Below are 7,288 nucleotides of genomic sequence, written 5' to 3'. Positions count from 1 at the left end.
TCGAGCACGAATTAGTAAAATAGGAAATCAAAAGCTGCGAAATTTATTATTTATGTGCAGTTTTAATGCTTGTAAATACAACAAGGCTTGTAGAGAAATTTATGAGCGAATAGTAGCAAAAGGTAAGAGTAAAAAATTAGCATTAATAGCGGTGTGTAATAAGCTATTAAAACAGGCATTTGCCATAGCAAAATCAGGATTAATATATGATGACACCTATAGAAGTACTTTGGAGAAAAATTAATGAGATTTTACTTGTTTTTTACCACAGTACTTTGTTACCCAACGTATTTTCACTATTTCATTTCGTATGTTAATAAGAATATTCAATTTATCAGAGTATAATGTTTTTAATTAGTTTAATAAAATGGTTTTAACCAACAAAAGATGTCCTAAGTGGCGGTCAAAATAAAAAGATATTTAAGAAAAAGCTCTTGTTTTATTAACTCTTGTCATATCAAAAAGGTGGTAATATTGTTTCGAAAATTTTTACCAATTGGGACTTCAGTTTTTCCAATTTCAATATCATTTTTTGTGTATGCAGTAATTTTATCCCTATTGATGATATATGAACGATGTACTCTTATAAACCTTTCATCTAACTTTTCTTCAAAAGCTGATATACTCGATTTAATAATATGTCCTTTTTTCTCTAAATGTATTTTAACATAGTCTTTTAAACTTTCTATATATAAAATAGAATCCAAATGCACTTTTACCTGTTTTCTATCTTCTCTTACATAAATAAAAGCTTCTTTGTTTTCTAGAACAGGAATCTTAATTGGATCGGAAACATTTCCTCTTTGCAAAGTCTTAAACTTTTCTATGGCATTAAAAAAACGCTGAAAGGTTATAGGCTTTAAAATATAATCAACTGCATTTAACTCAAACCCTTCAATAGCATAATCTCTATAGGCTGTAGTAAAAATAACTTTAGGCTTCTGTATTAGGTTTTTAAAAAAATCGGTGCCTTTTAAAACTGGCATCTCAATATCTAAAAACAGTAAATCTATCGTTTCTTCTTGAAGTATCTTACTAGCCTCAATTGCACTACCGCAAGAAGCAATCAATTCAAAATCATCCAATTGAGACAAATGTGTTTTTATAAGTCCTCTCGCTAACTTTTCATCATCAACTATTAAACATTTGTATCTCATTTTACAGGCAATTTTAAACGTACGTTAAAGCAATTGGTTTCTTCTTTAAGATCTAAAGAATAGTTGTCTAAATATAATAATTCTAGCTGTTTTTTTACGTTGGTTAATCCAATGGTTTCTTTATTCGCTGATGCTATGTTTTTTGCTATAGAATTTGTAATGTCAAACTGAATAAAGGTTTCTTCTATAGATATCTTTATATGTATATACGCCTTTATTAATTCTTGAGAAACGCCATGTTTAAAAGCGTTTTCTATAAAGGTTAAAAGAATTAATGGTGCAATTCTAACATCGGGTTCCACATTTTTATTAAAACTAATAGCTACACGTTCATCATATCTAACTTTTTCCAGAGCAAGGTAGTTTTCTATGAGTTCAATTTCCTTTTTCAAGGATACATATTTGTCATTACAACCATACAACATATAATCTAACATCTCCGAAAGTTTTGCAATTACCTCAGGTGCTTCATCAGATTTATTTATGGATAAAGCATATAAATTGTTAAGGGTATTAAACAAAAAATGTGGATTTAATTGATGCTTTAATACTGATAATTCTGTGGATTTTTTTTGTTCGTTGAGCTGTAAATAGGTTTGCTTTTCTTTATAAAATTTAGCTATAACTAATAATATTGTAGGTGTTAACATTATTGCAGACTTCCCTAAAAAAATACGAAGATTCAATAATTTCTTCCAAAATATTTTATTAGAATCATATATAGAATTATCATCTGCTTCGAAATATTTAGGAAAATGATAATATTCGTGAAGCCCTACAAAAACAACAAATACAACAGCTAATAACAACAATAAACTCATCGCAAATTGAATATTCTTTTTCGGTGTCAAAAAGCGTGGTATTAAAAAACATAAACAAGTGTAGGCTACAATAACTTGGCATAAAACATAAATAGCATAACGCTCTATAATTTCTTGATAACTGCTATAATAATCCATATTTACAGTACCAATAAAATAAGTGTAAACACCAAGCCAAAACAAAAAATGTTTGACTGTTGGAATACTAAAAAATGTCGATGCCTTTTTTAAACTATTCATATGCGTACTAAAATACAATTTTAATGAAGAAGTAAATTAAAAGTAGCTCAAAACTGGTTTTTTGTAGATAAAAGTAGAAATCTTATAGACAAAACTTCGCTTCTTTCAAATACAACTTTCCAAACGTAAAAATGACCTATTAGTCTACTTTCTAAAATTACAATGTATACTTAAGATAGTTTTGTTTACTGTTTATAAAATATCAACACCTTGTTAAACTTTTTAATTTAAATAAATGAAAAGAATTGTAATTCTTATACTATTATTTTTTGTGATACTCCATGTTCAGGCTCAATCTGAATTAGAGTCAAGTAAAATAGTTTTTAGTAACAGTAGTATTCAATTAGATGGAGAACTGAACGAACCAATATGGGGTGATTTAATTCCTGAAGGTGGATTTCTTAATTATATACCAAATAATGGAGATTTGGCTTCTAATAAAACGGAGGTAAAAATGTTTCATAACGGAAAAAACTTATTTATAAGTGCTGTGTATTATGATACAGTTCCTGATGTTCAAATTGGATCCTTAAAACGTGACGATATTGGGACATCTGGAGCAGATAGCGATTCATTTTCTATAATTCTAGACACCTATAATCAACAACAATCGGGATATTTCTTTATTGTTAATATGGGCGGAGCATTAATAGATGCATTAGTAGCTAGACGTGGAGACGGTTTTAGAATAAATACTAGTTGGAATACTTTATGGGACGCTAAAGCTTCTGTAAAAGGGAATCTAAAAATATTCGAAATAAAAATTCCTCTAAAGGCATTAAGTTACAAAGCAGATACCCTAGAATGGGGAGTTATGTTTCACACAAGAAATATTAAATTAAATGAGTGGACAACCAATACGCCAATAGATCGTAATTATAAACAATTCGATTTACGATTTACTAAAGTCTTTCAGGTAGGAAACCTTTCAGAAAACAAATCATCTCGATTTACTGTAACGCCTTCTGTTACTATGAACTATTCAGAAGATGTTGCTAATGATATTAAAGATACCATGGTAAAACCAAGTGTAGATGTACAATTTAATGTAAGCTCTTCCTTAAAAGTTGATGCCACAATAAATCCAGATTTTTCACAGATAGATGTCGATAGACAGGTAACCAATTTAAGTCGTTTCTCAGTATTTTTTCCTGAACGACGTAATTTCTTTTTAGAGAATAGCGATCTTTTTACAAACCTTGGTGTTGATGACGTGAACCCTTTTTATTCCCGACGTATTGGTTCAGATAGCGATATATCCTTCGGATTAAAATTATCTGGAAACATTGCTGAGAAAACACGTTTGGGTATACTGAACGTAGCAACAAAAGCAAAAGATGATAATCCTGCACAGAATTATGGCGCTTTGGTAGTGCAACATGAATTGTCCAAATCTTTTACAGCAACTGGGTTTCTTATTAATAGACAGGAAACAGATGGTTTTTCTTTTTTAGATGGTTATAATAGAGTGACTGGGCTTAACGTAAACTATCAATCACAAAATAATAAGTGGACTGGACATGCAAATTTTGCTAACAGCGCTACTAGCGATATTTCTGGAGACACTAATTTTTACAATGTAGGCGTTTGGTTCAATAACATAAATGCATCAGGTTATTTGGGAATTAAAAAAGTAGAAAAAAATTATATTACCGATGTTGGTTTTGTTCCACGTTTATATAATTATGATGCTATTTCAGAAAGCATTATAAGAGAAGGATACACACAAGCCAGAGGTCGTATTTCTTTGACTAAATTTTATAAGGATTCTAAAACTATCGATAATCATAGCTATCTTAATCTATCAAACAATACGTATTGGGACGATCAAGGTGATGTTACACAAGCATCTGTAGTATTAAATAATGATTTAGTATTTAAAGACCAGTCATTTTTGTATGGAGGAATGAGATACGAATATGTAAACTTGAAGTATGCGTTTGATCCGTTAAATAATGGAAATGCTATTATAGCCGACAAGTACAGGTATATAGATGCTGGTTTAGGGTATTCTTCAGCTGATAGTAAAAAGTTTCAATATGGTGGTAATCTTAGTTATGGGAGCTATTATAGTGGACATAAAAGCCAAGTTAGTCTTAATGCTCAATATAGATTAATGCCTTTAGCGCGTTTACAAATTCGATACGAACGAAATGGTATAGATTTAAAAGAATTAGGAAGTGAAACGTTTCATTTAGCACGCTTTACAGGTGAAATTTTCTTTTCTAATAGGTTAAATTGGACTACTTATATACAGTACAATACACAATTTGATAATTTTAATGTCAATAGCCGTTTGCAATGGGAATACAAACCATTATCTTATATCTATTTGGTGATTTCAGATAATTATAATCAAGATATCGTACGTAAAAATTGGGGCGTAGCTTTTAAAATGAATTATAGATTTGATTTTTAAGGATTGATATTTCAGGGAAGTACAAATTTCAAATGTTGGGTAACGTTTATGTATAAGAATAGTTGCGGGTTTGCGTGCGAGGATTTTCCGAAGGAAAATCAGACGTAATAAACTTGCAACGACCTTTGGTTAAGACTAAAATTGAGCAATTATTTTTATATATTGTTGGCATTAGTTTTTATTCATTTCGATAAACATTCGGATTGAATTTTTCCATATAAACTTCAGGTTTCGGTAGTTTTGTAAATCCGTATTTTTCGTAAAGCCATTCCGCTGTACTTGTCAATAAAATCCAACGTCTTAAATTTTGTAATTCTTTATGATCCATAATTACTTCCATAAGCCATTTACTTAATCCAAGTCCTCGATAATCTTTTAAAATAAAAATGTCTCCTAAATATGCGATTGTAGAAAAATCCGAAATGACTCTTGCATATCCAATTAGTTTTTTCTCAAAATAAATACCGAAATTCAATGAATTGTTAATTGATTTTTCAACCTTTTCATAGGATATTCCGTCACTCCAACCAGACTCGTGTGTCAAAAAATCGTAAATCAATGAAATATCCAACTTTCTTTTGTCGGTTGAAATCATATATTCATTTTTGTGTTTTTCTATTATCTCCAATTTGAGTTTAGTTTTTCAAATGTATTGTCCTGAACGGTTTGTATATGAAAAGTAGCGGATTTTTAAGCACTTACTTTTCGGATTATTGCTGATTTTAAATTTATAGAATTTATTTTCGTTTAAGCATTTAAACAGCTATTTTTTATATACCGTGTTACAACCAGTTTTTATTTTGAGTCTCATCAGATATTTAATTCTAATTCAACTGCAAAGCAACATTCCATAAATCAAAATCACCACTATAATACTGCAGTGAATTACCACAGTGAACAATCACAGTTTCTTTATGAGGGATAATATAAATATTCTGTCCAAGATTTCCATTTGCATAGAAATTGAAAGTACCGTCTTTATTTACATGACCCCACCACTGGTAATTATAGTAAATTCTTTTGTCGCTTCTCCCAAACCATCTTGGATAAATATCACGGGAAATGGATTTGTTTTCTTGGGTAGATTCCTGAATCCAATCTTTTGATATAATCTGATTGCCATACCAACTTCCTTCATTGAGCATAAGCTGACCAAAACGAGCATAATCAATCGCTCGGGCAATCAAACGACTTGGCATATATTCAAAATTTGATTCTTTGCTATCTATGGAGAAAAGCGCATCATATTCCATTATTCTTGACCACAATTTCTGCTCCAAATAATTGGATACAGTTACGGTAGTAGCTCTTTCAAGAATCAAACCCAAATAGCTTGTATTGTAATTAGAATATTGAAAATCTTTTCCTGGTTCAGATAAAATCTCTACATTTTCAAGTAGCAACTTTCGAACATTAGGGTGATAATAGCCAACTGCTTCATCATGCCAAGGAGAATGAATATTAGTGAAAGGTATGAGGCTTGTATTGTATTCAAGTCCAGAACGCATTTCAAGTAAATCTTTGATGGCAATTTTTTTAAAGCGTTGATCACGCTCCAAAAGTTCAGGAATATAATTTGTTATTGGATCTTCTATACTTTTGATTAGACCATCATCAATAGCAGCTCCTATTAAAAACGATATAAACGACTTTGCCATAGATTGAGAGTGGAAATAGGAATCTCTACCAAAACCATTAAAATATTTCTCATAAATGATCGTATCTTTTTTTATAACAATAAGGGCAGTAGTTTGAGATTCAATAGCCCACTCTTCAAAACTATTAAATCCAGTTTTAGTTACCAGTTCCTCAAATAGTGACTCAACATACTTCTCTTTAGGCTGAGAAATGAATGTATTGGAACTCTTCGCTCCCTGAATCTCGTGATTTTCAAAGTTCTTATAATCATAAACATCTGCGACATTCATTGTTATAAGTCGATAAACATAGCTAGGTGTATATTGAATGGAAAGAAGTACCAAGAGGAATAGGACTAATGAAAATATTGTAAGAAATATAATTTTTAGTCTTTTTCTCATTTAAGTTTTTACTATTTGTAAATTGTTTCGCGTATTGGCTGTAACGTTGTTGTATATAGTTTGTTGCGTTTAGATAAGAACGAACCTTTCGTATTAAAACAGACCATAAATATATGAAAAAGCCAATGAATTAAGCACTTTGTAGCAATAAATTATATACGGCTTAAGTTAGCATTTTAATAAAAACATTAAATTAGACATATAAATTAGAAAGAACAAAAAAGGGGATTAAGGTTATTATACACGCAGAAGCTTAAGACTTGTTCAATCCCGAAGCCTCGGGATAAATCACCTCTCTTTTCTTTCGCAGTTTCGTACAGTTCTATGAGGCTTTTTAGACCTCAATTTTAAGTCGTTGAAACTCGCGTAGTATGTCCTTTCAAAAAATCATTTTTCTATGAATAAAGATATTAAATATTTTGGAATTGACATTAGCCACTTGGTATTCGATGTCACGGATTCTGATGGCAATTACTATCAGTTTAAAAACAATGTATCAGGCTTTAAAAAGTTTGTAAAGCTCTTAGATATTGATAACCATTGCGTGATGGAGGCAACAGGGTATTATCATTATCAACTGGCTTACCATTTACTAGAATCTAGTCTAAAAGT

Annotated in this window: 5 protein-coding genes and 2 pseudogenes; 3 read left to right on the top strand and 4 right to left on the bottom strand. The window is 30.5% G+C overall.

Translation table 11 applies throughout. The annotated features are described in order from the left end of the window. Positions 1–244: pseudogene (locus CXF67_RS03315) on the top strand (IS110 family transposase); the annotation flags it as partial. A 208-nt stretch (positions 245–452) separates the two neighbouring features. Here CXF67_RS03315 and CXF67_RS03310 read toward each other — a convergent pair. Both CXF67_RS03310 and CXF67_RS03305 read right to left on the bottom strand, forming a co-directional pair. Beyond that, entirely contained in the window at positions 453–1,157 is a 705-nt protein-coding gene (locus CXF67_RS03310) for a LytR/AlgR family response regulator transcription factor (protein ID WP_102087455.1), read from the bottom strand. After that, the gene (locus CXF67_RS03305; RefSeq protein WP_102087454.1) at positions 1,154–2,218 is read right to left on the bottom strand and encodes a sensor histidine kinase; all 1,065 of its coding nucleotides are present in this window, start codon (positions 2,216–2,218) and stop codon (positions 1,154–1,156) included. The genes CXF67_RS03310 and CXF67_RS03305 overlap by 4 nt, the downstream gene beginning before the upstream one ends. 235 nt (positions 2,219–2,453) lie before the next feature. Between CXF67_RS03305 and CXF67_RS03300 the strand changes: the two genes are divergently transcribed. Further along, positions 2,454–4,637, top strand: coding sequence for a DUF5916 domain-containing protein (locus tag CXF67_RS03300; protein WP_102087453.1), 2,184 nt, complete (start codon positions 2,454–2,456; stop codon positions 4,635–4,637). A 178-nt stretch (positions 4,638–4,815) separates the two neighbouring features. On the opposite strand, the gene CXF67_RS03295 is transcribed toward CXF67_RS03300, so the two are convergent. Both CXF67_RS03295 and CXF67_RS03290 read right to left on the bottom strand, forming a co-directional pair. Continuing rightward, a complete protein-coding gene (locus CXF67_RS03295; protein ID WP_257984572.1) occupies positions 4,816–5,232 on the bottom strand; it encodes a GNAT family N-acetyltransferase in 417 nt (138 codons plus the stop codon). A gap of 229 nt (positions 5,233–5,461) precedes the next feature. Beyond that, entirely contained in the window at positions 5,462–6,676 is a 1,215-nt protein-coding gene (locus CXF67_RS03290; protein WP_102087451.1) for a serine hydrolase domain-containing protein, read from the bottom strand. A gap of 397 nt (positions 6,677–7,073) precedes the next feature. Here CXF67_RS03290 and CXF67_RS03285 point away from each other — a divergent pair. Further along, positions 7,074–7,288: pseudogene (locus CXF67_RS03285) on the top strand (IS110 family transposase); the annotation flags it as partial.

The sequence above is a fragment of the Psychroflexus sp. MES1-P1E genome (assembly GCF_002836055.1).
GTDB lineage: Bacteria > Bacteroidota > Bacteroidia > Flavobacteriales > Flavobacteriaceae > Psychroflexus.
This window is presented reverse-complemented; position numbering and strand designations above follow the sequence as displayed.